This is a genomic window from Rheinheimera sp. (assembly GCF_030690345.1).
Lineage (GTDB): Bacteria > Pseudomonadota > Gammaproteobacteria > Enterobacterales > Alteromonadaceae > Alishewanella.
On record NZ_JAUYGV010000001.1, the window covers coordinates 842,540 to 867,216 of the forward strand.

The window sequence follows — 24,677 nt, forward strand, 5'->3', positions numbered from 1 at the left end:
TACCGGTTTATCACTAAGCTTCCAAACTGACGTTTGTCGTAAGACAAAACGGCAGATTAGTTACAAGCGTCTTTTAACGCTTTACCAGGCTTGAAAGAAGGAATTTTCGCAGACGCGATTTGAATAGTGGCACCAGTTTGCGGGTTACGGCCAGTACGGGCTGCACGCTCACGTACGCTGTAAGTACCAAAACCAACTAATGCTACAGAGTCGCCTTCTTTAAGAGCTTCGGTAACAGCATCAATGAACGAATCTAAAGCACGACCTGCTGCCGCTTTAGAAATGTCTGCACCAGCAGCAATTTTGTCGATAAGTTGAGACTTGTTCACAATATCATCCCCTTCAATTGTTATTATTTTCAACAACTACACTTCATTAGTTCTGTAAGTGAGCTTCATCGTTATAACAAGCATTTTTGGGGCTTGCAAGCAAAAGAAGCGACAAAACTAATAATTCTTGCTTTGACCGCAGCCCTTGTATAACAAGGGCTTGGTCGAAACTTTCCATAACTTAGCACAGCCAACGGGAATGAAAAGCCCCTATGCAGGATTTTTTTCCGTTTTTTTGCTTTTTGGCGGATTTTTTACCGTTTCTACCACCGAAACACGCTCCAACGGCTCTTGTAACGCCAATTCCAGCACTTCATCAATCCATTTTACTGCGCAAATTTCGATGTCGCCTTTGACATTATCAGGGATATCTTTCAAGTCGCGAACGTTATCATGCGGAATAAGTACCCGCTTAATACCACCACGGTGTGCAGCCAGCAGCTTCTCTTTTAAGCCGCCAATGGGTAAAACTTCACCACGCAGGGTAATTTCACCGGTCATGGCCACATCCGCCCGTACCGGGTTACCGGTTAAGCTCGATACCAGTGCCGTGACCATACCAATACCGGCACTGGGGCCATCTTTTGGTGTGGCGCCTTCCGGCACATGCACGTGGATATCGCGTTTTTCATAAAAGTCTTCATTGATACGCAGGCCGGCAGCACGGCTGCGCACTACGGTCATCGCCGCCTGGATGGACTCTTTCATCACATCGCCCAGCGAGCCGGTAAAGGTTAGCTTGCCCTTCCCCATCACCGACGCCGCTTCAATGGTCAGTAAATCACCACCCACTTCAGTCCAGGCTAAGCCGGTAACCTGACCAATACGGTTGCTGTCTTCGGCTTTACCGTAGTCATAGCGCTGTACGCCAAGGTAATCTTCCAGATTCTGCTGGTTTATTACTACCTGGGTTAAATCTTTAGTCAGCAAAATTTGCTTCACTGCCTTACGACACAGTTTGGAGATTTCACGCTCTAAGCTGCGCACCCCGGCTTCACGGGTGTAATAACGGATAATGCCGATAATGGCGCTATCTTCAATTACAATTTCACTGGCTTTTAAGCCATTACGGCCCACTTGCTTGGTGATCAGATGCTGCCTGGCGATATTCAGCTTTTCATCTTCGGTATAACCGGCCAGCCGGATCACTTCCATCCGGTCCAACAACGCAGCCGGAATATTCAGACTGTTAGAGGTCGCGAAGAACATTACATCAGATAAGTCGTAATCCACTTCCAGATAATGATCACTGAATGCTGTGTTTTGCTCCGGATCTAATACCTCCAGCAGCGCTGCTGCCGGGTCACCGCGAAAATCTGATGCCATCTTGTCAATTTCATCAAGCAGGAACAGCGGGTTACGCACGCCTACCTTAGCCATTTTCTGGATAATTTTACCCGGCATAGAACCGATATAGGTACGGCGGTGGCCGCGAATTTCGGCTTCATCACGCACGCCACCCAGCGCCATCCGCACGTATTTACGCCCGGTTGCTTTGGCAACAGATTGCCCCAGCGAGGTTTTACCCACGCCCGGCGGCCCCACCAAACATAAAATAGGGCCTTTAAGTTTATTTACCCGCTGTTGAACGGCTAAATACTCAACAATGCGCTCTTTTACTTTTTCCAGGCCGTAGTGATCGGCATTCAGAATTTTCTCTGCCGCGGCCAGGTCTTTTTTCACCTTGCTGCGTTTTTTCCACGGCACATTAGTCAGCCAGTCGATATAGCTGCGCACTACGGTGGCCTCTGCTGACATCGGCGACATCATCTTCAGCTTTTGCAGTTCGCTGCGGGCTTTGTCAGACACTTCTTGCGGCATCTGCGCCTGATCAATTTTCTTGCTCAGGGTTTCAAATTCGTCCGGCGCATCTTCCAACTCACCCAGTTCACGCTGGATAGCCTTCATCTGCTCGTTCAGATAGTATTCGCGCTGGCTTTTTTCCATCTGCTTTTTCACGCGGCTGCGAATACGGCGCTCTACCTGAAGAATGTCAATTTCACTCTCCATCATCGCCATCAGGTATTCTAAGCGTTCGGTGACGTCGAAGATTTCCAGCACTTTTTGCTTATCTTCAACTTTTAACGGCATATGGGCGGCCATGGTATCGGCAAGCCGTGCCGGCTCTTCAATGCCACTTAAAGCAGTTAATACTTCCGGCGGGATCTTTTTATTCAGCTTGATGTAGCCTTCAAACTGATTAATCGCCGAGCGCAGGAATACTTCCTGCTCACGGCTGTCTACCTCGGCGGTTTCAATAATATCTACATAAGCAGCAAAGGCTTTATCGGTTTCAGTAAATTCAGCTAAACGGGCGCGGCGGCTACCCTCTACCAATACCTTAACAGTGCCGTCCGGCAATTTCAGCAGTTGCAAAATAGTCGCAACCGTACCTACTTCATATAGATCAGCAGCGGCCGGGTCGTCCAGGGTGGCATCTTTTTGGGCCACCAGAAAAATTTGTTTGTCGTTTTCCATGGCCGCATCAAGGCATTTAATCGACTTCGCCCGACCAACAAACAGTGGGATAACCATATGGGGATAGACGACCACGTCGCGCAGTGCCAGTACCGGCATATGCAAACGTTCAGCGTGTTCTGATGTCATTGATTCTCTCTCGAAATTAGTTACTGCAGGCGCGAATATGTTTCAGTATATGGGGTTCGTTTTAAAAACTTCAATTACATATACGAAAAAGGAGCTGATTCAGCTCCTTTTTTCTTTTGCGCGACGGCTTAATGCGATTCTGCCGCGACCGGCTCGCTGCTCTGATAAATCAGGATCGGGTCGGTTTCACCGCGGATCACGGTTTCATCCACCACTACCTTGATCACATCCTGCATCGATGGCAATTCGTACATGGTATCGAGCAATACACCTTCAACAATAGAACGCAGACCCCGGGCACCGGTTTTACGCTCCATGGCTTTTTGCGCTATGGCTTTGAGTGCGTCTTCACGGAACTCCAGCTCCACATCTTCCATCGCGAACAAGGCAGCAAATTGCTTCACCAGCGCATTTTTCGGCTCGCTGAGGATTTGTACCAGCGCGGATAAATCCAGCTCGGTTAACGTCGCCACGACCGGCAAACGCCCGATAAACTCCGGAATTAAGCCGTACTTCACCAAATCTTCCGGCTCTACATCACGGAAAGATTCACTTAAGCTGCGCGTGCTTTCTTTGCTGCGTACTTCAGCGCCAAAACCAATACCCGAGCCTTTGGCACAGCGCTGCTCGATCACTTTATCCAGCCCGGCAAAAGCGCCGCCACAGATAAACAGAATTTTTGAGGTATCAACCTGCAAAAACTCCTGCTGCGGATGCTTACGACCACCTTGTGGCGGTACCGATGCCACAGTGCCTTCAATCAGTTTTAACAGCGCTTGTTGCACACCTTCACCTGACACATCACGAGTGATAGACGGGTTGTCAGACTTACGCGAGATTTTGTCAATTTCGTCAATGTAAACGATACCACGCTGCGCTTTCTCAACGTCATAGTCGCACTTTTGCAGCAGCTTCTGGATAATGTTTTCGACATCTTCACCGACATAACCGGCTTCGGTCAGCGTAGTGGCATCGGCCATGGTAAAGGGCACATCGAGTAAACGCGCCAGAGTTTCTGCCAGCAGGGTTTTACCGCTACCGGTTGGGCCTATCAGCAAAATGTTACTTTTACCCAACTCAACATCTTGCTTGTGCTGGGCATTACGCAGGCGTTTATAGTGGTTATATACCGCTACTGCCAGTACTTTTTTGGCATGATCCTGGCCTATAACGTAATCATCAAGGTGAGTACGGATCTCGCGCGGCACCGGTAATTTATCGGCATCGCGTTTCGGGGAAATGTCTTTAATTTCCTCGCGGATAATGTCGTTGCATAAATCAACGCATTCATCACAAATATAAACCTGTGGGCCTGCAATCAACTTACGCACTTCATGCTGTGATTTGCCACAAAAAGAACAGTACAACAGTTTACCGTTCTTATCGCCGTCAGTGCGGTGATCAGACATGTAACTACCTCTTTCACTACGGTGCCGCCCTGTGATGCAGAGCGGCCTAATATAATTACTTCGTTTCTCTATTGGTTAATATGGCATCTACCAGGCCATATTCCAAGGCTTGCTGCGCACTTAAGAAATTATCGCGCTCAGTATCTTTACACACTTGCTCGTAAGTTTTACCGCTGTGCTCGGCCATCAGGCGGTTTAACTTTTCTTTAATGCTTAAAATTTCGCGGGCATGAATTTCAAAATCGGTTGCCTGGCCCTGGAAACCACCTAACGGCTGGTGGATCATTACCCGCGCATTAGGTAAGCAATAACGCTTGCCTTTAGTACCACCGGATAATAAAAATGCGCCCATACTGGCGGCCTGGCCTACACACACTGTGGCGATATCTGATTTGATATAGCGCATCGTATCGTAAATTGACAGACCTGCCGTTACTGAACCACCCGGCGAATTAATATAAATATAGATGTCTTTTTCCGGATTTTCTGATTCTAAGAACAATAATTGCGCCACAATCAGGTTAGCCATGTGGTCTTCCACCTGACCGGTTAAAAATATTACCCGCTCTTTTAACAGACGTGAGTAGATATCGAACGAGCGTTCGCCTTTGGCAGTTTGCTCAATAACGATTGGTACCAGAGCGCTTACTATGTCATTCAAATGTTGCGGCATAGACATATTATTGGGTTCCCTCTAAATGGCTGGGTTTTGCTGTTGCAGAAAATAAAATGGCCCGAACTGTAGTCCGAGCCATTAAAGCCGTCAAGCCCAAATAAGTCAACGTTAGTTGGCAGCTTGCGGGTTCATTATCTCGTCAAAAGCCGCTTTTTGTTCAGTTACTTTAGCACCGGCCAGAATAACATCCAGTGCCTGCTCTTCCAGAGCCACATTGCGCATGCTTTGTAACAGCTCTTTATTGCTGTTGTAGTACTGCACCACTTCTTGCGGATCTTCATAAGCAGAAGCGACAGTTTCAATTAACGCCTGAACTTTTTTATCGTCCACTTTCAGCTCGTTGGTTTTGATCACTTCGCCTAATAACAAGCCTACTTTAACGCGATCTTTCGCCTGCTCTTCAAACAATGACGCCGGCAGTTCAGGTAATTGCTTCGGATCGACGTTGTTACCAAAACGCTGTAATGCCTGCTTACGCAGTACGTCAACTTCGCCTTTGATCAGGGCTTGTGGTACGTCAACTTCGTTGTTGGCCAGTAAACCTTTGATCACCTGCTCTTTTACTTTAGCTTTAATATTCTGGTTCAGCTCGCGTTCCATGTTTTTGCGCACTTCAACTTTCAGTGCATCAATGGTAGCGGTTTCCAAACCGAATAAAGCGGCAAACTCGTCGTTCAGTTCAGGCAGTACTTGCTGCTCTACTGTGTTTACGGTTACCGCAAAGCTGGCGGCTTTACCTTTTAAGTTTTCAGCGTGGTATTCTTCCGGAAAGGTTACCTCAACAGTAACTTGCTCACCGGCTTTTTTGCCGACGATGCCATCTTCAAAACCCGGGATCATCCGGCCCTGGCCCAGCTCTAAGGTAAAGTTAGTGGCTTTGCCGCCTTCGAACTCTTCACCGTCGATAGAACCAACGAAATCGATGATTACACGGTCACCGGTAGCAGCCTTACCTTTTTTCGCTTCCCACTTGGCATGTTGCTTACGCAGCGTGTCCAGCATCTTGTCTAAGTCGGCGTCGGCAATCTCAACAACCGGCTTGTTCACTTCAATTTTATCCAGGTTTTTAACTTCAACTTCCGGATACACTTCAAAAGTGGCTTTAAATTCTAAATCTTTGCCCTGCTCCAGTTGGCCCGGGGCAAAAGTAGGTGAACCGGCAGGAGTCAGTTTGTTGGCAATAATGGCATCATAAAAATGACGCTGCATTTGCTCGCCAGCCACTTCCTGTAATACAGCCAGGCCGTAACGCTTTTGGATCAGTGTTACCGGCGCTTTGCCCGGACGGAAACCGTCGATACGCTGACGCTTGGCCAGATCACGTAAACGGCTTTTTACTTCTGTATCAATTTTGTCGGCCGGAACAGTGATAGTTAATTGGCGCTCTAAACCTTGAGTGGTTTCCACAGAAACTTGCATCTTGTTACCTCAAATTCAAAAACAGGCGTGTAATTGACGCCTTACTGGTGTGATCTGGTATCAAAACGCAGCACTGAACCAGACCTGTTATAAAATAGGACGCGGCATTATAGCGGGGTAAATGTCTGACGTCGAGCCCTTAACCACAGCGGTTAAAGCCACTGTGCAGACAAATGAAAAAACGCAGCATAGTCAATAAATTACTATTGCTGCGCTGCGCTTTTTCTATGGCTTTTATTGTTAACTGCGGGTTTGCCCGCTGCCGGTTACCACATATTTTTCTGTGGTCAGCGCTTCAAGCCCCATAGGGCCGTAAGCGTGCAACTTACTGGTAGAAATACCAATCTCAGCACCTAAGCCCAACTCGCCGCCATCAGAGAAGCGTGACGAGGCATTGTGCATCACCACGGCTGAATCCACCTGACGGATAAAACGCTGTGCATTGGCCTCGTCGCTGGTGCAGATAACTTCAGTATGCTGGCTGCCAAACCGGTCAATATGCGCCATGGCGGCATCGAGATCGTCCACTACCCTGATGGCAATTTCCGGCGCCAGATATTCCTGACCAAATTCGTTATCCGCAATAGGCTGTGCCTGACTAAAGTAGCCGATACTTTGGCTGCAGGCATGCACGATCACATCGTGTTGTGCCAGCGCATTGGCCACCAGCGGCAGAAAATCGGCGGCAATATGTTTATTCACCAATAAGCCTTCCAGCGCATTACACACGCCAGGGCGTTGTACTTTACCGTTAAGCAATAAACCCAACGCCATGGCCAAATCTGCGCTTTGGTCAACATACAGATGGCAGACACCTTTGTAGTGCTGAATCACCGGAATGCGGCTGTGCTCGGTAACAAAACGGATTAAGCCCTCGCCGCCACGCGGGATCACTAAATCGATATACTGATCCTGTTTTAACAGTGCCAGCATTAAATCACGGTCCGGGTCCGGCACTATGCTGATCACCTCATCGGGCAAATCATGCTCGCGCAGCGCTTGTTGCATCGCCGCCGCTATCGCCAGACTGGTTTGAATCGCTTCACGGCCACAGCGCAGAATAACCGCATTACCCGATTTAAAGCATAAGGCACCGGCATCCGCGGTAACATTAGGCCGCGCTTCATAAATCATACAAATAACGCCCAGCGCAATACGGCGCTTTTCAATATTAATGCCGTTTGGCCGCTGTTCGATATGCCGCGTGGCGCCTACCGGATCCGGCAGAGCAATAATTTGTTCTATCGCTTTGGCCATGGCGTCAATGCGGTCGTTATTCAGCGTCAAGCGGTCCAGCATGGCCGCACTGGTGCCGTTGGCATTGGCGGTGGCCACTTCATCTTTATTCGCCGTCAGAATGGCTTCGCTGGCGGCACGAATATGGTTGGCCATACTTTGCAGCACAAAATTCTTTTGCTCGGTAGTTAAATTCGCCACGGCTTTAGCTGCGCGTGACGCTTTGGCGGCAATTGAAGCCGCAACATCGGTAGTCATATTCTCTCCAGTAACATCATTTCACTGCGATGGATCACCGCGTCGCTGCCGGTAGGACAATAACCAAGGCAGGCGGCAATATCGCGACTTTGCTGACCTTTAATCGAAAACAGCTCACTGGCACTAAAACGGCTGACACCTTTGGCAATTTTGCGTTTGCCTTGTGAGCAGCGCACCAGTACCGCATCACCAGAGTCAAACTCACCACTGATGCTAACTATACCACTGCAAAGCAACGACGCACCATGCCGGCTTAATGCCTCTATACAACCATCGTCCACCCAAATTTCGCCTTTGGCTCTTAAGGTGTGGCGTACCCAATGTTTTTTAGCCGTTAAGGGTTTGGCCTGACCATAGAAAATGGTGCCTGGATTCTTACCCGCTAAAATACACTGAAAGCCGTCCGGTTTATGGCCGTCGATAATAACGGTATCGATACCATGTGCCGCCGCTTTTTCTGCCGCTTCAATTTTGGTGTACATACCACCGGTGCCGACTTTAGATGACACCCCACCGGCCAAAGCATAAATACGCTGATCTATAGTACGCACTTCAGGGATCAGGCTGGCTGTAGGGTCTTTATTCGGATCGGCGGTATACAAACCGTCAACATCAGAGCAGATAATTAATGCATCGGCATTAGCCACCGTCGCCACCATCGCTGCCAGATTATCGTTATCGCCTACTTTGAGCTCAGCGGTGGCTATCGTATCGTTTTCATTAACGATAGGCAGCACCTGATGGTCCAGCAAACGGCGTAAGGTATTTTTAATATTGACGTGACGCACGCGGTCACTTAAATCGCCGTGTGTCAGCAGCACCTGAGCACAGGGGAAATCAAAACAACGGCTCCAGAAATTCATCAGCTGATTCTGGCCAACAGCTGCCATCGCCCGCTTTAACGCCAGCGGCACCCGTTGATGTTGAAAGTTAAAATGATGACGGCCAGCGGCCACACTACCTGATGAAACCAGGATCACTTCAAGACCCTGTAGTCGGCATTGCCGGATAAATTCGGCGATGGGACGCAAATACTGTTCGCTACACCCCTGATTGTCCGGCGCTATCAGGGCACTGCCGACTTTAAGCACGACCCTGCGCCAGGATGGGTTAATCATAACTCCTCCAATGGTTGTTCCGCCGGCTATGATAGCAAAAACTGTAACCCGGCACCACTTGGGTTACAGTTTGCAAAGCCGTGAACGACGCAGATAGCAAATTAAAGCACTGATTAACATCAACTATAAAGAATGTGAATACCCGCCATAAGGAAAAGCGCAGGCAACAAAACAGACTAAAAATGTAATTTAATTACATTTTTATGTATTTACTCAGGAATACAGCTGCACATATTCTGCTGCTGGCTGCATTTGCACCATCTTCTCAAACTGCAGGCCCAGCCGGTTCAATACCTTTACCGACCCGGTATTACCGGCGCTGGTCAGGCCCACTATACGTTTCAGGTTCAGCTTGTGATAACCAAACTGCATCACCGCCGACGCCGCTTCAAAAGCATAGCCTTTGCCCCAAAACTGCGGCAAAAAGGCAAAGCCAATATCGGTTTCCTGCAAATACTCACGAAACAACAAACCGCAAAAGCCCAGCGGGGTTTGGCTTTCACTGTGCTCAACTAAAAACAAGCCATAACCATACTGCTGGTAACTTTTAATCGGCCCTTCTGCCAAATAATGCATAGCATCCAGCTCTGAGCGCACACCGCGATCTGCAATATTTTCAATAAAAGACGGTTCATTAAGTAAACGACAGGTAAAAGCGCTGTCAGCCGCGGTAAGGTGGCGAATACGTAAGCGTGGGGTTTCTGCTATAACCAAAATCATTATCCTTAATTTGCTGGCTGGCAAAAGCATACATCAAGCGTTAAGGCTTTGGAAACAGGATTTTATGTTTTAAAAATGATTGGTGATGCAAGATTTAAAGCTATTTAATTTTGAAGCCGGGAGAATGATCTGTGATGCAGAACTTAAGGCTGTTTTATTTTGAATCTGGGAGAATGGTCGGTGATGCAGGATTTGAACCTGCGACCCCTTGGACCCAAACCAAGTGCGCTACCAAGCTGCGCCAATCACCGACTATATGAACTCAAAGAAAGATGGGGTGGATGATGGGGTTCGAACCCACGACAACCGGAATCACAATCCGGGGCTCTACCAACTGAGCTACAACCACCACTGAAACTGTTTTGCGCTTGTTATGGCGCGCCCGATAGGATTCGAACCTATGACCCACGCCTTAGAAGGGCGTTGCTCTATCCAGCTGAGCTACGGGCGCACAATCTAAACCCTACCAAGCTACTTAACGGCAGCTAAAATTGCATTTTAAGCTACCATCAGGAAGATGGTCGGTGATGCAGGATTTGAACCTGCGACCCCTTGGACCCAAACCAAGTGCGCTACCAAGCTGCGCCAATCACCGACTTTGCTGCACTGCTGCAACGGGGCGGAATATTACAGCCGGGCGGCAATAGCGTCAAACCTTTTTTTGCACAAATCAACTGATTGCCTATTATTTGAACCTATTGCGCGCCGGCTACGCCAGGATGGCGTTCAGCCGGTAGCTGTGCGAAAATATGCCGCAGTAAAATCATGGCAGAGACGTAAGCAGATGACAGCACAAATTATTGATGGCAAAGCCGTTGCTCAGGCAACAAAAGATAAAGTGGCTGCCCAGGTTCGCGCCCGGGTTGCCGCAGGTAAAAGAGCACCGGGCTTAGCCGTTGTGCTGGTGGGCGTAAACCCGGCCTCACAGGTATATGTAGGCAGTAAACGCAAAGCCTGCGAAGAAGTAGGCTTTCACTCCGTATCGTACGACCTGCCCTCTGATACCACCGAACAGCAGTTACTCGAGTTAATTGACAGCCTTAACAACGATAATACCGTCGATGGCATCCTGGTACAGTTGCCATTACCGGCCGGCTTAGACTCGTCTGCCATTTTAGAGCGCATTAACCCGCACAAAGACGTCGACGGCTTCCACCCGTATAACATCGGCCGCTTAGCCCAGCGTATGCCGGCACTGCGCTCCTGCACGCCCAAAGGCATTATGACACTGCTGCAAAGCACCGGTGTTAATGTAAAAGGTATGGATGCGGTAGTGGTAGGTGCCTCTAATATCGTGGGCCGGCCGATGGCGCTGGAGCTGTTACTGGCTGGTTGCACCACTACGGTATGTCATAAATTTACCAAAAACCTGGAAGCCCAGGTGCGCCGCGCTGATTTACTGGTTGTTGCTGTTGGCCGGCCGGAGTTTATTCCGGGCGATTGGGTAAAACCGGGCGCTTTGGTAATAGATGTCGGCATTAACCGGCTGGACAGCGGCAAGCTGGTAGGCGATGTGGAATACGGCGCTGCGGTAAAACACGCGCGCTATATCACCCCGGTGCCGGGCGGCGTAGGCCCGATGACAGTCGCCAGTTTAATAGAGAATACCCTGGAAGCCTGCGAGCTGTATCACGATAAGCATTAAACCTGACTGGCAGCGGCAGTTGCAATTGCAGTAGCCGCTGCCCTCGCCCCGTTAAATCTGCTGGTTCCTGCTTAAATCTGCCTTTACCCGGCGTCATACCACTTTCACCACTTCTTGTTTTACTGTTTATCCGGCTACTGTTAGCGTGTAATAACCTGAAACCAAACCCTAAACCACTTTAGAACGTATTAAGCAGGTTGGTGCCACCCAAGAGGACTTTTATGCGCTCTCATTTCATCATTAATGCGTCAGGCGCTGCCGCATTTATTGTTGCTTTGCTGATATCGTTAAGCGGATGCGCGCAAAAACCGGTAGCCGATACTGTTGTCTGGCAACAGCAACTGAATTTGCCCTCGGTAAAGTACTCAGCTGAAGTTACTGAGCGCTTGTGGCTGAATATTGAAGAAATCAATTTTAACTGGCTGGACCAAAGCAGAGACCGCGTTGTGCCCGCTTTGCTGTTTAAACCCGCGCGTCAGCAAAAAGCCAGCGCATTAATTATATTTTCTCATGGTCTGGGTGGTTCAAAAGAGCGCTACGCTTACCTCGGCCAATATTGGGCCAGTCAGGGCTATGCCAGCTTGCATGTGCAACACGACGGCAGCGACAGAAAAGTCTGGCGCGGCAGCAGGCTAATGTTACCTTTTCGCTTGATGGACGCCGCAGATACTACCGAAGCACTAGCCAGAGTGCAGGATGTAAAGTTTGCTTTAGACCAGATACTGGCGTCAGACCATGCCGCTGCTTTTGACAGCCAAAATATCGTGATGGCCGGCCATTCTTATGGCGCCAATACCGCCATGTTATTAAGCGGTGCCCTGGTTGAGCAAAACGGCAGCCTGGTCAGCTTGAAAGATGATCGCATCAAAGCGGCTATTTTAATTTCAGCACCGCCCTTTTATAACGATCAGCCGCTGGATAAAGTGCTGGCTGACGTGAGCATCCCCACTTTGCATATCACCACCACCGAAGATGAAATTCGGGTACCGGGTTTTTATTCATCGCCACAAGACAGGTATGAGTTGTATAACGCCATGGCCAGCAGCTACAAAGTGCTGGCGGTGTTTAGCTCAGGCAGCCACAATATTTTTTCAGGCTGGCGCGGCAGCAAAGATACCAAGCCACAGCAGCAGGTGATCAAAGCCGCTACCCAGGCGCTATCCAGTGCTTTTATTGCACAAATAACCACGGATGACAGCCGGGCTATAAACCTGTGGGTCCAACAACATCAAGCTGTGTTGTCTAAGTTTATTCGCTCAGATAATTGGGGGGTATAACTCGGTTGTTGCCGCGCTGAACTCTAGGCTCTAATTTTTATCTGCCCCCAATTATTGGCTATCGCGTGGCAAGCATGACAACAGACTGGCCGTTAATGCGGTCAGAAGAGCGCTTTAGTTCTTGGCTCCAGGAAGACTCATATGTGTTGTGTTTACGCGATACGCCGACGTTCCTCTCCGTACGCACCAAATAGCACATCTTCATAAATTTCCTCAAAGTGCTCAATAAAGCCGTAATGAGTGAACCCTAGCTTCTTTGCTAATTTTAGTATCTCATTTAACTCTACTTTCGAAATAGATTCGGCTATAGCGACTTTCAATAGCTCTGGTGGGCTCGACTCTTCGCCAAATTCCTCGTACCCAAGAACTCCCAGCGCACTTAATTCGGAAACAATTTCGCTTTTGTTTGGAAGTTGAACATTAATTGCGAAAGAAAGTTTGGATAAATTAGGGGTATGCTCTTCGATAGGAGCCGCACCTTTTTTTATATCTCGCTCAATCGATTCTAATCTTTTCTCCAACATGTTAATCAGGGCTTCATCACGAGTTACTTTTATTGGTTCATTTGTTCTATTGCTTAAGTATGTAGAGTAGTACGAGTCTTCCTGCAGTTCAGGACGAAACCTAGTTTGCAAAAGAAAGAGTGCGCCAATAAATAACGGAACGTTGAGAATCGCAGCTATTGTTAGCGCTCCTGAATGCCATGAAGCCGTGTCCATTTTTACCGCAGCAAAAAGAAACGCGCTATCTACGGTTAGCAGACCAACTAGCCATGCACCAAGAAGCTGAATAGGTTTCGTGATCTTCTCTGGTGTGATTTGACTTTTTTCCATTTTCTAATCGCTCTAAGTGTCAATTCCAAGCATAACGCCCGCAGCACGCGCGGATTCGTAAAGCCTCAACGGAAAAGTCGCCGCAGTAGCTGCGTTTGTTAACTGTATATCGCACGTTCGGCTGCATCTCTTTTCTTATCAGGATCTTCTCGGCTGTTTGTGGCTGACAGGGCATCTAGATACGCAGATGGAACTCCCGTTTCTTTCGCGCCATTTATGACGTGATGTAAATACCAAGAGTAAGGCAGCACCGACGCATCTGTGTTCGTTGCATAGTAGGTAACAGCTTCATGGGTGTTCCCATCGGAATCACATACTGAAATCCGCTTTTCTTCATAGCCATACCCCAGCCCCTCAGCCCTGTCTAGTACGCTTTTCTCGTCATCTGATATTTCGAAGAGTGCGCCAATAACAAAGTCATCACGATTTCCGGTAAATAATGCATCGCATTTTCCCGAACCATCTTTCTTGCTCACCTTATGAAAACGGAGAGTATGCTCGACAAGAGTGAACACCCCTAATCGTTCAGCACTTAGAACCCTCGCCTTCAGCCTTGGAAGCGACATATTTGATCCATAAGCGAAATACTTCACGCTGCCTCCATACAGTTAACGCTTACCAAGCGGAAAAATCCAAATTCAAGGACGGACCTTTCCGTATTTTTCAATTTAGTATAATGAACACTACACCGCTTCTTCTGAACTTACAATGACTTATAGGGACAGGTGATGTAGACGACAAGTACAGCCTATTTCAGCAAAACATCAACCAACTTGTAAGCCGTTGCCTGCTGCAGATTTAAAGCATAAAAAAACCGCCAACAGGCGGGTTTTTATCACAGTTGCTTAGTCAGCCTTTACGCCAACTGGTAATGCCGTTTTTATCTTCAACGATAATGCCTTTTGCTGCTTAAGTGTTTGTTGCAGGTTATCACCCGGCAACCATGATGACAGATGACGCAGCATATCTTTCTGACGGACAACAGACTGGCCGCTAACATGGCCACAGAAGAGCAGTTTTACCTATTGACCCCGTGAAGGCTCATATGTGTCAAATTTCCCCAATGACCAAACCTGCATACACACCTGACATCCGTTTAGCAAGGTTTGAGCAATAGCCAAAATATTTCACGCACTCATTCAAATTCATTCTTTTAGTACCCGGATAGCAGATGGATAAAAAATATACTTTTTCATCTGGCAATAGCGCTACTCGAGACACAAACTTCTTAGCTACTTGGTCTGCTCGGTTTTTATCAAGCTCTATGGCAACTACAAAGTCTTCAGACTCGCCATAGATATCAATTGAATCCTTCAGTCTTTTAGATGGAGCATACTCCATCGTCCACCTCAAACCAGGCATGCTATCCCGCAAGCGTTGACATAAGGACTTTTGGAAATTGGTAACAATAACCTTCTGAGCGTGCTGCGGCTGCCCAAGATGATTCGAAAAGTGGTCGTTACAATCAAGATTAGTAATAACATCCAGTATGGAGTTCAGCCACTTATCTTGATCTGTAGATCTTACTTTAACTACTGGCTTCATCCTCGGTCTCGACTAAAATTTAACGCCGCTCACAGCGGCAAGCGTAGCGAGTCCGGCAGCCAAAGGCTGCGAAATGCTGGGCCTTGTTATGCGGTATACTCAAACTCTACGGTATAAAAATCACGTTCTTCGTCAACCTGACAAAGATTGTAACCTCGGAAATAAATCAAGTACTTACCGAGTTCAACACAATACTCCTCAAGCGTTTCTCTTGGCCAACCAAATATACCTAACCGACCACTCACAATAGTTATTTGAGTTTTCACCTCAAATTCTGGCTCTAGCTCACTCAGGTCTTTTTCTCCAGGAGCAAAAGACTTCACTCTTGCGGATATATCTCCCTCAGGACACAACGCAACGATATTGGCAAGGGCGTTGAACCTCTGAAGCACATGTTGATCACTCCAATCTTCAGGTGCATCAGGATCTAATCCTGCATCGGCAACATAAAACTGTCTGTAAGTTGAATCAATAGTATGAGTTTTCATACTTTAACCACAACGCCTTGTTAAGGGGATGAGCAACGCAATATCTAATTCTCTGCAAACCACTTTAAAAAAACAAACCAACGCATAGTGAAAATACCACGCGTTATGAATCTTCATTAAACACGTTATTATATTTAGAACGGCACACATTCCAAATTGACATTTGATTCTTTATGTTCAATTAAAAAATCCACTGACTCCAAATAGTCGATCACTTTGCTAATAAAGCGCTTTATCAAATCGACAAACTCGACAACTAGTGCATCATCAAGTATATAAAATCTTTGATATACTTCTGATATTTTGATGGCATGAAAATTATTACTTACTCTATGCTTTTGCTTATCAACTGATTGTTGGCTACCTACGAAACAAGAATTTTGATGAACAATAATATTTCTCAAATTTTGAAACTGCCCAATTCTTGCCCACTCCCCTTGAATCAGGTCAAATGGTAACTCAGAAACCAACTCTAAATATAGCTTTGATTTTCCAATCAAATTACCACCAGATAAGCAATTATTGGAGAAGCCTGCACCAGTAAACTCTTTGACTTCATTGCACAAGTCCGACAAGACGCTTTCAAAAACTGTGTAAACTAGAACAATCCCTGAGTTGTGATAATAACTTAATAGCGCATCTTTTTCTTTTTCAAAAAGTTGCTGAAGAATAGCCTCAGCTTCAGGATCACTTTCGCTATCAGAAAAAATTTGATCCGATAACTGTTGATTCTTTTTCTCAGTGAGATCAGAAGTAAAGGAAAGGTATTCGACAAGATATTTTGTCTCATATTGAAATTTCGTTCTCAAGCGCCCAAGCTCGATCCTTTGCTCTTTAAAATTCTTCTTAGTAAACACCACAATTTCCCAAATAAATATAACGCCCCGTGCATGCACGCGAACTTGTGAGCGTCGCAGACGCCGAGAATGTGCTGTACAGGCGTTTGTTAGCAACACGCATAACTTGATGTATTACTGAAAAAGTTTGAGCGAATGCCAAACAATTAAGGTAACGGTTACGCCAAATACTGCACCAAAAACTAAGTACTTACGAAAAGCTTGAGATAATTCATTTGTGCCATTTCAGATTTTCCTCATCACGCGATTCAAAGTTAAGATATTTGCTATCACTTATTCAGCGGAAAAGTCCGCATTTAAACATGGTTTTTCCGCCTTTATCAATTTAATGTAATAAACATTACACCGCTTATATCGAACTTACAACAACTTACAGGTACGTCGCTGGCAAATACGGATAACCCGTCTAACAAAGCATAACCTGCTCTCAGGCATTACATATATGTAAACACAGCCTATTTCAGCAAAACATTAACCAGCTTGTTTGCCTTGCCTGCTGCAAGGTTCACGCATAAAAAAACCGCCAACAGGCGGTTTTTTTATCAACGTTATTAAATCAGCCTTTACGCCAGCTGGTTACGCCGTTTTTATCTTCTACGATAATACCTTTGGCCGTTAACGCATCGCGGGCGGCGTCTGCTGCTGCCCAGTCTTTGTTAGCGCGGGCGGTGTTGCGCTTAGCAATCAGTGCTTCTATTTCAGCGACATCATCATCTGATGCGCCTGATTGTAAGAAGGTCTCCGCATCGCCCTGCAGCAAGCCCAGTACGCCGGCTAATAAGTTTAACAAGCCTGCCAGTTCTGCGGCCTTGGCCGGTTCGGTTTCTTTAAAGCGGTTTACTTCACGCGCCAGTTCAAACAATACCGGTAAGGCTTCCGGGGTGTTGAAATCATCATCCATTGCCGCTTTAAAGCGCACAATGTACGGGCTGTTTAAGTCAATACTGTGGCTTGGCGTTACATTACGCAGCGCGGTGTATAAGCGGCCTAAAGCAGCATGCGCCTGTGTTAAGTTCTCTGCCGAGTAGTTCAGCTGGCTGCGGTATTGGCTGGATAATAAAAAGTAGCGCACCGCCTCGGCGTTATATTCTGCCAATACGTCTTTTACCGTAAAGAAATTGCCTAAAGATTTAGACATTTTCTCTTTATCTACCTGCACCATACCGGTGTGGATCCAGGTATTTACGTACTTGTGGCCATGGGCACAGGTAGACTGGGCAATTTCGTTTTCGTGGTGCGGGAACTGTAAATCTGAACCGCCACCATGAATATCAAAATGCTGGCCTAAATGCTTGGCGCTCATGGCAGAACATTCAATATGCCAGCCCGGCCGGCCATTGCCCCACGGCGATTGCCAGAACGGTTCGCCCGGCTTGGCACCTTTCCATAATACGAAATCCAGCGGATCGTCTTTGTTGTCGGCCACTTCTACCCGCGAGCCGGATTGCAGCATCTCCAGGTTTTGCTGGCTAAGCTCGCCGTAAGCTTCGTATTTGCTAACGTCAAACAACACATCGCCATCGGCCGCTACATAGGCATAGCCTTTGGCAACCAGCTGTTCAATCATCTGAATAATCTCGGCCATATGAGTAGTAACGCGCGGCTCTATATCGGCCGGCATTAAACCCAGGGCAGCAAAATCGGCGTGCATGGCCTTGGTAAAGCGTTCAGTTAGTGCGTCGCAGCTTTCGTTGTTCTCGGCGGCGCGCTTAATAATTTTGTCGTCTACGTCGGTAATATTACGCACATAGGTTACGTCGTAACCTAAAAAACGCAGGTAACGGTTTATAACGTCAAAGGCAACATAGGTGCGGGCGTGGCCGACATGACAGTAGTCATAAATAGTAATACCGCAGACATAGAGCCCTGCTTTACCGGGTTCAATTGGGGTGAAAAGTTCTTTTTTTCTGCTTAAGGTATTATAAATATGTAACATGTCTTCCTCTAAGTCCTTTGACTAAAAACGCTGAACCAGTGCAGCTGCTGCACCAGCGCGTTAGTGTATCACCGGCACTGTAACGCGGCTATCCTTGCTTTATGATTTGCTCGGCGTGCGGTAGAATAGCGCCACTTTGAACTAAGGACACCCTATTATGATTAGCTTGCACACCAATTACGGCGTAATTAAATTAAACCTGTTTGCCGACAAAGCCCCTGCCACGGTAGAAAACTTTATCAGCTACGTAAAAGACGGTTTTTACGACAACACCATTTTTCACCGTGTGATTAACGGTTTTATGATCCAGGGCGGCGGTTTTACTGCCGATATGGAGCAAAAAGACACCAAGGGCCAGATTAAAAACGAAGCCAACAACAAAGTGCCGAACAAAAAAGGCACTATTGCGATGGCACGTACTAACGACCCGCACTCTGCCACCTGCCAGTTTTTTATTAACATCGCCGATAACGACTTCTTAAACTTCAGCTCTGAAACCGGCTCCGGCTGGGGTTACTGTGTATTTGGTGAAGTGGTTGAAGGTATGGACGTGGTTGACGAGATTAAAAAAGTCGCCACCGGCCGCAACGCCGGCCACAGCGACGTGCCGGTAAAACCGGTTGTGATTGAAAAAGCCGAACTACACGCTTAAGCGCTGCTGATGTCAGAGCAGCACACGCTGTTTATCGCCGATCTGCACTTAGCGGCAGATCGGCCCGATATTACCGCCGCCTTTTTGCGCTTTTTGCGTCAGCAAGCCATTCACGCTGATGCGCTGTATATTCTCGGCGATTTATTTGAAGTCTGGATTGGTGATGACAACCCCGAGCCGCTGCTGGATACCGTAGCAACGGCATTAGCCACGCTTAGCGCTCAGGTGCCGGTTTACTTTATTCACGGTAACCGCGATTTCGTCTTACGCCAGGGCTATGCCAACCGCGCCGGTATGCAGTTGCTGCCACAGCAGCAGGTTATCGACTTGTACGGCACGCCTACGCTGATCATGCATGGCGACAGCCTGTGCACACTGGATATTGCCTACCAGAAATTCCGCAAATGGTGGAACCAGCCGTGGTGGCAGTGGTTGTTGCTAAAAACCCCGGTTAGCTTTCGCCAGGGTATCGCCGCTAAGGCACGGCGCAAAAGTGCTATGCATAAAGCCCGCTATGCTGAACAAAATCAATCACAACAACAGCAGATTATGGATGTTACACCGGACGAGGTGCCCAGAGTGATGGCTGAATATGGTGTCAGCAAACTTATTCATGGCCATACCCACCGCCCGGCGGTACATCAGCTGGAGGTTAACGGTAAAGCGGCAGAGCGCTATGTACTGGGAGACTGGTATAGCCAAAGCAGTTATTTAAAAGTCAGCGCCAAGCAGTGGCAGCTGTATTTTAATGCCTTGGCAGACTAAGCCCACTGCGACAAACTCATTGCGGCGGCACTTGCCGCGGCTAACGGCGACAGCTACCACGGCTAAGCAGCCCAGCATGCTGATAAATCTGCTCCAGCAGGCGCATATTATTAATGGCATCGCTACCGCCGGTTAAGGCGGTGGCACGGCCTTGCAAGCAATCTTGTACATGCTGCAGTTGATAATAATAGGTGCTGTGGCCGGGCACACTGTATTGCCGCTCTGAGCCGGCAGTAATCAGTTTAATACTGTTGCCCAGCTGCGGCGTAATCAGCCCGGTAGCTTCAATGCTGCCTAAACTGCCTTCCAATACCAGGCTGGTATCGGGTGTGCGGCTTAAATGCTCTGCCATGCTGCTGCCGATATCAGCAATAATGCCATTGGCAAATTGCAACTGCGCCTGCATGGTGAGATCAATCTGCCCACCGCCTGTTGTTGCCCCGGCAGTAATACAGTTAGCGCTTAACACTTGCGGCTCCTGGCCGGATTCTGCGCCCATAACAGTGCGCACCCAATGCAGCGGATAACAGCCTAAATCCATCATGGCACCGCCGCCAAGCGCCGCGTCGTGGCGCAGCGAGCCGGCAAAATACGGGATCCGCACCGAGAAATTCGCCCGCAAATGGCTGATAGTGCCGATAGTACCGGCCTGCACCAGGCGCATTACCTCAACAAACAACGGATGAAAGCGGTAATGAAAGGCCTCCAGCAATAGTTTGCCGGAAGCTTCAGCCGCCTGCACCATGGCTTTAGCTTCGGTTTCATCCAGCGCAAACGGCTTTTCGCATAAAACATGCTTGCCGTGCTCAAGCGCCATTATGCTCCAGTGCGCATGCTCAGACGGTGGCAGCGCATTGTAAATCAGGTCGATATCGCTTCGTTCCAACAGGGCCTGATAACTGTCGGCGACATGTAAGATGCCATGCGCGCCGGCATACTGCCGCGCCCGCTGTACTGATGAGGCCGCCACGGCCTGCAGCACAAAGCCGTCCAGTTGCTTAAGCGGCTGAAATATTGCTTTATCGCTGATACGGGCAGCGCCTAATAAACCAATGCGGATCATAGCAGTTCCTTATGCGGTTATTTAACTTGCTGAGGCAACAACAGCTCGACCTGATAATGCCGGCCGGCGACAATGTCGGTAATTAGCGGTTCGGCCAATAAGCGGCCATCGACATTGAGCTGTGGCTTGCTGATGCCGCTTTGCCGGCGCATGACAATACTAAACTCTGCACCGCGAAATTGCCGTGTCAGTTTCACTTGCGGCCAATTACCAGGCAGTTGCGGCTGCAGCAATAAGCCTTCGGCGCAGCCTTTTACGCCAAACAACCCCTCGATTAATGAACGATACACCCAGTGCACGGTGCCGGTATTAAATAATTGGCTGGAACGCCCGGCGGTACGCGGAAACTGCCGGTAAGCGCCGCGATAATAATTCGGGATAAACACCGGCAACTGGCCGCGTTGCAGGCAGTCTTGCGCTGTGCTGCCAGGCAGCATTTGTCGCAGTACCGCAAAGGCTTTGTCCGGCTGGTTAATCTGGTACAGCGCATACAAATAAAACGCCGCGGCATGGTTATATACCGAGCCATTTTCGGCCGAGCCAGGATGCTTTTGCGTAACCCGGCCAACATCGTCGCGCATCGCGGTATAGGCCGGTGCCAGCATTTGCACGCCGTAAGGGGTGGCTAATTGGCTATCAATTTCCGCCAGCATCAGTTGCAGTTGCCCGCTATTGGCCGCCCCGCTTAACATGGCCCAGCTTTGCGGGTTCAGGTAAATACGGCCCTCGGCATCTTTACTGACGCCAAAAACCACATTGTCGTCGGTAATGCCGCGGCCATACCATTTGCCGTCCCACAAATAATGGTTAACCGCCTGATTAAAACTGTGGGCATCACTGCGGTATTGCTCAGCAAGGTTTTGTTCTCCCAACTGCTGACAAATATCGGCCCAGCAGTTAAGCGCATAAGCAGCCGCCAGTGATAACCAGCCCGATACACCACGGCCTTTGTAGCCAACCATATTCATCGGATCGCACCAGTCGCCCTGCTCAATAAAACTGAGGCCACGCGCATCACGTTTATGCAGCAGCCAGCTCATAGCGCGGCAAATATGCTCAAACACACTAGCTTGCTCTGCACTGTCACCAAAGGTGATCTGTTGCTGCAATAAGGCAGTGTCGTTGGTTTCGGCCAGGTAAGCCGTTAAACACACCGGCAACCAGACACATTGGTCGGTATGCGGCACCTGATTAATATATTTCAGCTCGGCTTCGGGGTGCAGCAAAATACCGTCCGGCATTTCGCCGCTACTGTGTTGCTGCGCCAGCGCCGTTAGTAACGCTGTGCGAAATGCTTCCGGCCGCACATAGCTCATGCCCATATTATCCTGCAGATAATTACGCGTTTGCGGATCTGTGGTTAGCCGGTTTACATCGCCGTGGTAATACACCTGGCGCGGCAGCCAGTGGTTTACAAAGTTATCCAGCGCGGTATCCGGTGTTTCAATCTGTAAACAGCCCTGCCCCTGTGCAATATAATCGCTGTACTGCTGCTGTGCTTTAGCAAAGCCATCCGGCGTTAAAAAGTAACGCTGCCGGGCAGCGGCAATCTCGCTTTCATCCAGCGCCGGGCCAAATACAAAACGGTAAAGCTGCTGTGCACCGCCTGCCAGTTGCAACCGGTATTGCATCACACAAGCCGGAGTTTCGTATAAGGCATCGCCGCCGTCGAGCTCGGTTTGCTGCAATGCAGCCGGTGCATGCAGGCCGCCCTCGCCTTCAAAGGCTTGCTGCGCACATTGCCAGCTGGTTGGCAGCTGCTCAGCCAATAAAAAGGTTTTATCTTTTAACAACTTGTTTTTAAAGTAATCGGGGTACTTCTGATACGGCGTTACCGATGAGCACACTATGGCGTTTAGCGCCGGTTCGAACTTTGCCGACTGGTTCATCCACGACATATAACCAACCGGAAAATACGGGTAGATACTGAGCTGCCGTGGTGTTGCGCTGAGGTTAGTCACCGTAAGCTGCCACAGCTCATGCGGCTGATCCGGGCTTAAGCATAGCTGCCATTCCAGTTGCAAACCCTGCTGCTGCAGCTGCCAGCGGATATCACTTTTACCGGCAGAGAACACAAAGCTGTCGGCTTTGCTGCGCACCGGCTCGTAGGGTACCGAGAACAGCTCAGCGCTTTGCTCATCTTTAATATACACAAAGCGGCCCGGGTGATGCGCGTAATACGGCTGCTCCGGCTGCATAAAGGTTTTTGCTTCAAGGTTCGGCGCATGGGCATACTTGGCCGGCTCCGGTTGCATAAACTGCGCGGTGGCATAGCCACGGCAGTTAAGTTGCACCATTAATTGCTTGTTCCATAAAAACGCCGCCGCCAGCGGCATCGTTGTCGGGCTGAATAAGTCATAACGCTGACCGTTGTCGCCAGGTTGCATGCCAGAGGCTGCCATCAAAGTAATACTCCGGGTAAAATTAACTTAATGCGCCGGCCTGCGCCTTGCGCTGTTGCAGATCAAACTGAATTTTTTCCAGCTGTTGGTTGTCCAGGCTGTAGTAGCGCATAACAAAAGCCGCCAGCAGCGCTATAACCCCCGGGATCACCGAGATCAGCAGCACTATGCCGGTTTGCGAGCCGCTGCTTTGCTGCTCGTTGGCAACATAACCAATAGCCGCCAGCAGCCAGCCGATTAACGCCGACGCAATAGCGCCGCCGAGCTTTTGCGAAAAGGTCGCAGCAGCAAAGGTCATCGCCGTGGCCCTGCGTCCGGTGCGCCATTCGTTGTAATCGGCCGTGTCGGCATACATCGAAAACGCCAGCGGCGATTTGGGCCCCAGCACAAAACCAATCGCCAGATTAAGCGCAAAAATAACGCCTACCGCATCCGCCGGTACAAAATACAAACTAATGGAAAGCATCCCTGCTAAGGACATCAGTAATACCATCAGGCGTTTTTTATCGATAAAGCGCGTCATCAGCGGGGTGGCGGCAGCCCCCAGTGCCAATGCCAGCATATAGGAGGATAAAAACTCGCCGACTAAATCGGGCCGCTCTACATAATATTTAAAGTAGTACACGCCGCTGCCGGCGCGCATGGTAATGGTCACCATAATGATCAGCGCCAGCGCAAATAACACCAGCCAGGGTTTATTGTTTTTTAAGTCGATTAAATCTTGCCGCACCGCATTAGGTTGCAGACTCAGCGGCGCGATACGCTCTTTGGTGGTAAGGAAGGTAATTAAAAACATTAAGGCGGCGGCAATACCAAATACCAGCATCGTCAGCTGCCAGCCCAGCACCTCATCGCCCTGCCCCAGCAACGGCACTAACTTGGGCGTTAAATAGGTAACCAGGATACCGCCGCTAAAACCGCCGATAAAGCGAAAACTGACCAGGGTAGTTCGCTGCTGGCTGTCGCTGGTGATGACACCGGATAATGCCGAGTACGGAATATTAATGGCGGTATACACCAGCATTAATAACGTATAGGTGCCGTAAGCCCACACCAGTTTACCGGTTTCGCCCAAATCCGGTGTGCTGTAAGTCAGCACGCCGGCAGCAGCCAGCGGCAGCGCCAGCCAGAGCAAATAGGGCCGGAACTTACCAAAGCGGCTGCGGGTACGGTCGGCAACAGCGCCCATTAACGGATCGGTAAAAGCATCGACTATTTTGGTTACCAGCATCATGGTACCGGCCGCAGCGGCGGAGATACCAAACACATCGGTGTAATAAATCAGCAAAAAGGCTGAAATATTGGCCCAGTAGAAGTTAAAGCCCATATCACCGAGGCCGTAACCGATTTTTTCGCGCAACGGTACCGCTGTGGCGGTATTTTGCGTTGCTGTGTTTTGTGAAGCCGGAACTGTCATACCCTGTTATCCCACTGTTATGGCA

At 48.8% G+C, this 24,677-nt stretch carries 21 protein-coding genes and 4 tRNA genes; 4 read left to right on the plus strand and 21 right to left on the minus strand.

Annotated elements, in window-relative coordinates; all coding sequences use genetic code 11:
• Nucleotides 1–56: 56 nt before the first annotated feature.
• The 12 genes from hupB to Q8O77_RS04090 form a co-directional block, all read right to left on the minus strand.
• Nucleotides 57–329, minus strand: a complete 273-nt coding sequence (gene hupB / locus Q8O77_RS04035; protein ID WP_008220336.1) for a nucleoid-associated protein HU-beta — start codon at nucleotides 327–329, stop codon at nucleotides 57–59.
• 210 nt (nucleotides 330–539) lie between these two features.
• On the minus strand, nucleotides 540–2,936 hold the full coding sequence (lon, locus tag Q8O77_RS04040) for an endopeptidase La (protein ID WP_305551588.1): 2,397 nt from the start codon (nucleotides 2,934–2,936) through the stop codon (nucleotides 540–542).
• A gap of 128 nt (nucleotides 2,937–3,064) precedes the next feature.
• A complete protein-coding gene (gene clpX / locus Q8O77_RS04045; protein WP_305551589.1) occupies nucleotides 3,065–4,345 on the minus strand; it encodes an ATP-dependent protease ATP-binding subunit ClpX in 1,281 nt (426 codons plus the stop codon).
• 55 nt (nucleotides 4,346–4,400) lie between these two features.
• On the minus strand, nucleotides 4,401–5,024 hold the full coding sequence (gene clpP / locus Q8O77_RS04050; RefSeq protein WP_205310949.1) for an ATP-dependent Clp endopeptidase proteolytic subunit ClpP: 624 nt from the start codon (nucleotides 5,022–5,024) through the stop codon (nucleotides 4,401–4,403).
• A gap of 105 nt (nucleotides 5,025–5,129) precedes the next feature.
• Nucleotides 5,130–6,440 carry a trigger factor gene (gene tig / locus Q8O77_RS04055; protein ID WP_305551590.1) on the minus strand — a complete coding sequence of 437 codons (1,311 nt, stop codon included), beginning with the start codon at nucleotides 6,438–6,440 and terminating at the stop codon, nucleotides 5,130–5,132.
• Nucleotides 6,441–6,680: 240 nt separating this feature from the next.
• A complete protein-coding gene (locus Q8O77_RS04060) occupies nucleotides 6,681–7,934 on the minus strand; it encodes a glutamate-5-semialdehyde dehydrogenase (RefSeq protein ID WP_305551591.1) in 1,254 nt (417 codons plus the stop codon).
• The gene (gene proB, locus Q8O77_RS04065) at nucleotides 7,931–9,052 is read right to left on the minus strand and encodes a glutamate 5-kinase (protein WP_305551592.1); all 1,122 of its coding nucleotides are present in this window, start codon (nucleotides 9,050–9,052) and stop codon (nucleotides 7,931–7,933) included. Before proB ends, Q8O77_RS04060 begins: the two co-directional genes overlap by 4 nt.
• 213 nt (nucleotides 9,053–9,265) lie before the next feature.
• On the minus strand, nucleotides 9,266–9,772 hold the full coding sequence (locus Q8O77_RS04070; RefSeq protein WP_305551593.1) for a GNAT family N-acetyltransferase: 507 nt from the start codon (nucleotides 9,770–9,772) through the stop codon (nucleotides 9,266–9,268).
• A gap of 174 nt (nucleotides 9,773–9,946) precedes the next feature.
• Nucleotides 9,947–10,023 (minus strand) — tRNA-Pro (locus Q8O77_RS04075).
• 22 nt (nucleotides 10,024–10,045) lie between these two features.
• Nucleotides 10,046–10,121, minus strand: a tRNA-His gene (locus tag Q8O77_RS04080).
• A 25-nt stretch (nucleotides 10,122–10,146) separates the two neighbouring features.
• Nucleotides 10,147–10,223: transfer RNA gene (locus Q8O77_RS04085), tRNA-Arg, on the minus strand.
• A gap of 67 nt (nucleotides 10,224–10,290) precedes the next feature.
• Nucleotides 10,291–10,367, minus strand: a tRNA-Pro gene (locus Q8O77_RS04090).
• A gap of 189 nt (nucleotides 10,368–10,556) precedes the next feature.
• Here Q8O77_RS04090 and folD point away from each other — a divergent pair.
• Nucleotides 10,557–11,417: a bifunctional methylenetetrahydrofolate dehydrogenase/methenyltetrahydrofolate cyclohydrolase FolD gene (gene folD / locus Q8O77_RS04095; RefSeq protein WP_305551594.1), complete on the plus strand. Its 861-nt coding sequence runs from the start codon at nucleotides 10,557–10,559 to the stop codon at nucleotides 11,415–11,417.
• A 221-nt stretch (nucleotides 11,418–11,638) separates the two neighbouring features.
• Complete coding sequence (locus Q8O77_RS04100; RefSeq protein ID WP_305551595.1) at nucleotides 11,639–12,694, plus strand: serine aminopeptidase domain-containing protein; 1,056 nt, start codon at nucleotides 11,639–11,641, stop codon at nucleotides 12,692–12,694.
• 152 nt (nucleotides 12,695–12,846) lie between these two features.
• Here the strand turns inward: Q8O77_RS04100 and Q8O77_RS04105 are convergent, their stop codons facing one another.
• The 6 genes from Q8O77_RS04105 to cysS form a co-directional block, all read right to left on the minus strand.
• Nucleotides 12,847–13,527, minus strand: a complete 681-nt coding sequence (locus tag Q8O77_RS04105; RefSeq protein ID WP_305551596.1) for a hypothetical protein — start codon at nucleotides 13,525–13,527, stop codon at nucleotides 12,847–12,849.
• Nucleotides 13,528–13,625: 98 nt separating this feature from the next.
• On the minus strand, nucleotides 13,626–14,120 hold the full coding sequence (locus tag Q8O77_RS04110) for a gamma-glutamylcyclotransferase family protein (protein ID WP_305551597.1): 495 nt from the start codon (nucleotides 14,118–14,120) through the stop codon (nucleotides 13,626–13,628).
• A gap of 457 nt (nucleotides 14,121–14,577) precedes the next feature.
• Nucleotides 14,578–15,072 (minus strand): hypothetical protein, encoded by a 495-nt coding sequence (locus Q8O77_RS04115; protein ID WP_305551598.1) that lies wholly within the window; start codon nucleotides 15,070–15,072, stop codon nucleotides 14,578–14,580.
• Between the two features lie 86 nt (nucleotides 15,073–15,158).
• On the minus strand, nucleotides 15,159–15,560 hold the full coding sequence (locus Q8O77_RS04120; RefSeq protein WP_305551599.1) for a hypothetical protein: 402 nt from the start codon (nucleotides 15,558–15,560) through the stop codon (nucleotides 15,159–15,161).
• 134 nt (nucleotides 15,561–15,694) lie between these two features.
• Nucleotides 15,695–16,516: a hypothetical protein gene (locus Q8O77_RS04125; RefSeq protein WP_305551600.1), complete on the minus strand. Its 822-nt coding sequence runs from the start codon at nucleotides 16,514–16,516 to the stop codon at nucleotides 15,695–15,697.
• Between the two features lie 457 nt (nucleotides 16,517–16,973).
• A complete protein-coding gene (gene cysS, locus Q8O77_RS04130) occupies nucleotides 16,974–18,353 on the minus strand; it encodes a cysteine--tRNA ligase (RefSeq protein WP_305551601.1) in 1,380 nt (459 codons plus the stop codon).
• 157 nt (nucleotides 18,354–18,510) lie between these two features.
• On the opposite strand from cysS, the gene Q8O77_RS04135 reads away from it, so the two are divergent.
• A complete protein-coding gene (locus Q8O77_RS04135) occupies nucleotides 18,511–19,005 on the plus strand; it encodes a peptidylprolyl isomerase (protein ID WP_068229883.1) in 495 nt (164 codons plus the stop codon).
• Between the two features lie 9 nt (nucleotides 19,006–19,014).
• Nucleotides 19,015–19,770: a UDP-2,3-diacylglucosamine diphosphatase gene (locus tag Q8O77_RS04140; protein ID WP_305551602.1), complete on the plus strand. Its 756-nt coding sequence runs from the start codon at nucleotides 19,015–19,017 to the stop codon at nucleotides 19,768–19,770.
• 40 nt (nucleotides 19,771–19,810) lie between these two features.
• Here the strand turns inward: Q8O77_RS04140 and Q8O77_RS04145 are convergent, their stop codons facing one another.
• From Q8O77_RS04145 to Q8O77_RS04155, 3 genes are read right to left on the minus strand one after another with little or no spacing between them, the layout of a single operon-like run.
• Complete coding sequence (locus Q8O77_RS04145; RefSeq protein ID WP_305551603.1) at nucleotides 19,811–20,833, minus strand: Gfo/Idh/MocA family protein; 1,023 nt, start codon at nucleotides 20,831–20,833, stop codon at nucleotides 19,811–19,813.
• Between the two features lie 17 nt (nucleotides 20,834–20,850).
• On the minus strand, nucleotides 20,851–23,235 hold the full coding sequence (locus tag Q8O77_RS04150; RefSeq protein ID WP_305551697.1) for a GH36-type glycosyl hydrolase domain-containing protein: 2,385 nt from the start codon (nucleotides 23,233–23,235) through the stop codon (nucleotides 20,851–20,853).
• Nucleotides 23,236–23,257: 22 nt separating this feature from the next.
• Nucleotides 23,258–24,652, minus strand: a complete 1,395-nt coding sequence (locus Q8O77_RS04155; protein ID WP_305551604.1) for an MFS transporter — start codon at nucleotides 24,650–24,652, stop codon at nucleotides 23,258–23,260.
• Nucleotides 24,653–24,677: the final 25 nt, after the last annotated feature.